The organism is Glutamicibacter sp. AGC46 (assembly GCF_053543715.1).
Window position 1 is genome coordinate 432,269 of record NZ_JBLVOJ010000025.1, and the last position, 3,452, is coordinate 435,720.

Here is a 3,452-nt window from a genome sequence, read left to right on the forward strand (position 1 = left end):
TTCGGAGGTGCCCGGCGATTTCGCTTAACCCTTCGCATTTTGCCCCAGGCACGGAAAAGCTGGCGGTCGGAACCCCTGCACGGGGTAACTGCCGCCAGCTGATGCGCGCTGCTGCGGGGGCTTACTTGCCCGACTGCTCCAGGAAGTCGCCTGCGCCGCCAACCAGCTCGGTGTGGCCGGTCTCGACGTCGGCGAAGACCATCTTGGCTACCTCGGCGCCGAACTCCTCGACGGAGTACAGCTTGCCGGCAGCTTCGCGGCGGGCGTCGATAGCACCTGGCTCCATGCGGTTGAGCAGGGTTGCGGTGATGGTCCCTTCGATCATGTCACCGGAGACCACCACGAAGGTGATGTTCTTCTCGGCCAGCTTCGGGATCATTTCGCGCAGTGCATCTTCGCCGGCGCGCTTGGACTTGGCCACAGCGTCGTAGGCATCCATGGTGGTTACTTCGTTGATGAAGTGCGCCTGGTGGCTGGTAACGAAGACCACGCGGCCGCCCTCGCTCAGCTGGGGCAGCGCGGCTTCCAGCATGGCCACCTGCGCGTCGCGGTTCAGGCGCAGCGCATAGTTTTCGCCCATGGAGGTTTCCATGCCGCCCGAAGCGTTGAGCACGACGACATCCAGCGAGCCGAAGTTCTCAACAGCCGCGTCAACCAGAGCCTGCGGACCCTCAACGGTGGTCAGGTCGGCGCCCACGGCAACGGCCTTGCCGCCCTTTTCTTCAATAGCGGCAACAATCTTGTTGGCGCGCGGGGCCTTGGCGCGGTAGTTGACCACTACGCCAACGCCCTGCTCGGCCAGCAGCTGCGCGGTCACCGCACCGATGCCGCGCGAGGAACCGGTTACAACGGCACCTTTGAATTCACTCATGGTGGTACTCCTTTGGATTTCTTGCTTAAATCTTCTAGTGGCCCATGCCCAGGCCGCCATCAACCGGGATCACGGCACCGGAGATGTAGCCTGCTTCGTCGCTGGCGATCCAGCGGACCACGTTGGCAACCTCTTCAGGCTCAGCAAAGCGGTTGGCCGGGATGCTGGAGAGGTATTCCTTCTGGGTGTCCTCTGGCAGCACAGCGGTCATCTCGGTGTTGATGAAGCCCGGAGCCACAACGTTGGCGGTGATGCCGCGTGAGCCCAGTTCACGGGTCAGCGAGCGGGCGATGCCCACCAGGCCGGCCTTGGACGCCGCGTAGTTGATCTGCCCTGGCGAGCCGTAAAGGCCGACGACCGAGGAAATCAGCACGACACGGCCGCGCTTGAGCCGGATCATGCCCTTGGACGCGCGCTTGATCACGCGGAAGGCGCCGGTGAGGTTGGTGTCGATCACCGAGGTGAAGTCGTCTTCGCTCATGCGCAGCAGCAGGGTGTCCTTGGTGACCCCCGCATTGGCGACGAGGACTTCTACCGGACCGTGGGCCGCTTCAACTTCCTTGAAAGCCGCGTCGATCGATTCGCCGTCGGTGACATCGGCCTTGACGCCGAGCAGTCCGGCGGGAACCTCGCCGCTGCGGTAGGTAATGGCCACTTTGTCGCCGTTGGCTTCGAATGCGCGCGCAATAGCAAGTCCGATGCCGCGGTTGCCGCCGGTCACGAGGACACTGCGGCCAGTGGTTGGTTCCGTAGTCAATGTATTTCTCCGTTCATGCGCTCGCTGTCCTGGCATGGTAAATCTCTCCAAGGGCCAGCCGAAAAGCGCACTTTGCCTAGTTAAGTAGCTACTCCGTGAACAATCCTATTAGTTACTACCCAGTTTTACCGCTTCGACAGCGCGTAGAAATTACACTCTTCGTGCCGCAGGTGAGACAATGGGAGCAGATCCCGTACTGCGAAGCGAAGTCTTTTACATGTCCCCACAGCCCACGAATCACGGTTCCAGCCAACCGGAAGTTCACCGCATTACCGAAGCGCGCGAGTCCCATACCACCGAGCGCGATTCACGTGTGCGCAAATACACGATTTCCATGACCGTGCGCCTGATCTGCTTCGTTCTCGCTTTCTTCTTCGATGGCTGGCTGCGTTGGGTCTTGCTCGCGGGCGCAATTATCCTTCCCTATATCGCAGTGGTGATCGCCAACGGCGGTGCGGATCTGACCAAACGCGAACCGCCCGCCGAGTTCTACAAGGCTCCCGGCGCCCAGGCTATCGCCGCACCGGACGAAACCGCGCCTGCCGCGCAGCAGGCACCGGAACCAGAAGTGATCGACGGAAGCTTCGCCGAAGAAGCTGAACCGGTGCAACAGCCAACAACTGCTCCCAAGGAGGACTAGTGGATCTGCTAGGTTCGCTCGGCGGCTCCCCTGCCGCCGCCGAAATCCAGTGCTCGCGAAAGGGCTGCCGCAACGCCGCCAGCCACCAGCTGCTGTGGAATAACCCGAAGATCCACACCCCGGACCGGCGCAAAATCTGGCTGGCCTGCGAAGAGCACCGCGACTGGCTCGAAACGTATCTGAAGGAACGCCTGCTCTACAAGGAAACGCTGCCGATGCCGGGCAATGAAGGAGAAAGCAAGTAGATGTATGGTTTTCTGGCCAGTACCCGGTGGGTCGGCTGGCTCATTCTGGTGGCGATCTTCGCCGCCGCCTGCATTGGCTTGGGCAATTGGCAAGCCGACCGCCGTGCCGAAGTCCTCGACGGCATCGAACGGGTCAACCGCAACTACTTCGCAGAGCCGGTCACCGGCACGCAGGCCCTGGAGAATTTCCAGGACCTGGACGAGGACAAGACCTGGATGACCGCGCAGCTCAGAGGCCAATATCTGCCCGCGGATACCATGATCGTGCGCAACCGCATCAAGGCCGGCAGCCCCGGCTACGAGGTGCTGGTGCCGTTTAGGACCACCGAGGGCGCAACTGTCGTCGTGAACCGCGGCTACCTGCCGATCGGCAACCAGGAAGACGGCCACCCGGATGCTGTTCCAGCGCCACCTGCCGGAGAAGTCACTGTGGATGTGCGCTTGAAACCATCGGAAATCCGCTTGGACCGCGGCGCCCCGGAGGGCCAATTGGCTTCGATCCAGCTCGAAGACTACGCCAAGCTCCTGGACTACGAGATCGCCCAGGGCGCCTACGGCCTGATGTATGAAGAGGATCCGGCCCCGGCCACTGCGCCACTGCAGCTGGACGCTCCGGATATGGATGAAGGTCCGCATCTTTCCTACGAGATCCAGTGGTACATCTTTGGCGTGCTGGCCTTCATCGGCTTCTGGTATGCCGCTCGCCAGCAGAAGAAGCTGAACGCCGAGGATGCCGCCGAGCAAGCCGAAGCCGAGGCGCTGGGCCTGGACGAGCCGCTGCACAAGGTGCGCAAGATTCGCGCCAAGCCGGATAAGAAGTTCCGCCGTGACGGCACGCCGACCGATGAAGCCATCGAGGATGCGCTGCTCGACCAGGCCGACCACACGCCAGGGGGCCTCCCGAAGTAGCTGCGGGAAACAAGGGAACCGCGCGGCAGC

General features: G+C 62.3%; 5 protein-coding genes. 3 read left to right on the forward strand and 2 right to left on the reverse strand.

The features are described from left to right. Positions 1-121: 121 nt before the first annotated feature. Both ACNPM8_RS16990 and fabG read right to left on the reverse strand, forming a co-directional pair. On the reverse strand, positions 122-871 hold the full coding sequence (locus ACNPM8_RS16990; protein WP_105661240.1) for an SDR family oxidoreductase: 750 nt from the start codon (positions 869-871) through the stop codon (positions 122-124). A 34-nt stretch (positions 872-905) separates the two neighbouring features. After that, entirely contained in the window at positions 906-1,628 is a 723-nt protein-coding gene (fabG, locus tag ACNPM8_RS16995) for a beta-ketoacyl-ACP reductase (protein WP_105657795.1), read from the reverse strand. A 217-nt stretch (positions 1,629-1,845) separates the two neighbouring features. Between fabG and ACNPM8_RS17000 the strand changes: the two genes are divergently transcribed. From ACNPM8_RS17000 to ACNPM8_RS17010, 3 genes are read left to right on the forward strand one after another with little or no spacing between them, the layout of a single operon-like run. After that, positions 1,846-2,268 (forward strand): DUF3099 domain-containing protein, encoded by a 423-nt coding sequence (locus ACNPM8_RS17000; RefSeq protein ID WP_133833403.1) that lies wholly within the window; start codon positions 1,846-1,848, stop codon positions 2,266-2,268. Continuing rightward, complete coding sequence (locus tag ACNPM8_RS17005) at positions 2,268-2,513, forward strand: acetone carboxylase (protein ID WP_105657794.1); 246 nt, start codon at positions 2,268-2,270, stop codon at positions 2,511-2,513. The genes ACNPM8_RS17000 and ACNPM8_RS17005 overlap by 1 nt, the downstream gene beginning before the upstream one ends. Continuing rightward, on the forward strand, positions 2,514-3,422 hold the full coding sequence (locus ACNPM8_RS17010) for an SURF1 family cytochrome oxidase biogenesis protein (protein WP_448940267.1): 909 nt from the start codon (positions 2,514-2,516) through the stop codon (positions 3,420-3,422). Positions 3,423-3,452 lie beyond the last annotated feature (30 nt).

Bases quoted from the DNA above. Each gene is read 5' to 3' on its own strand.
- ACNPM8_RS16990 (WP_105661240.1), bottom strand. From the start codon at position 871: ATGAGTGAATTCAAAGGTGCCGTTGTAACCGGTTCCTCGCGCGGCATC.
- ACNPM8_RS17000 (WP_133833403.1), top strand. From the start codon at position 1,846: ATGTCCCCACAGCCCACGAATCACGGTTCCAGCCAACCGGAAGTTCAC.
- ACNPM8_RS17010 (WP_448940267.1), top strand. From the start codon at position 2,514: ATGTATGGTTTTCTGGCCAGTACCCGGTGGGTCGGCTGGCTCATTCTG.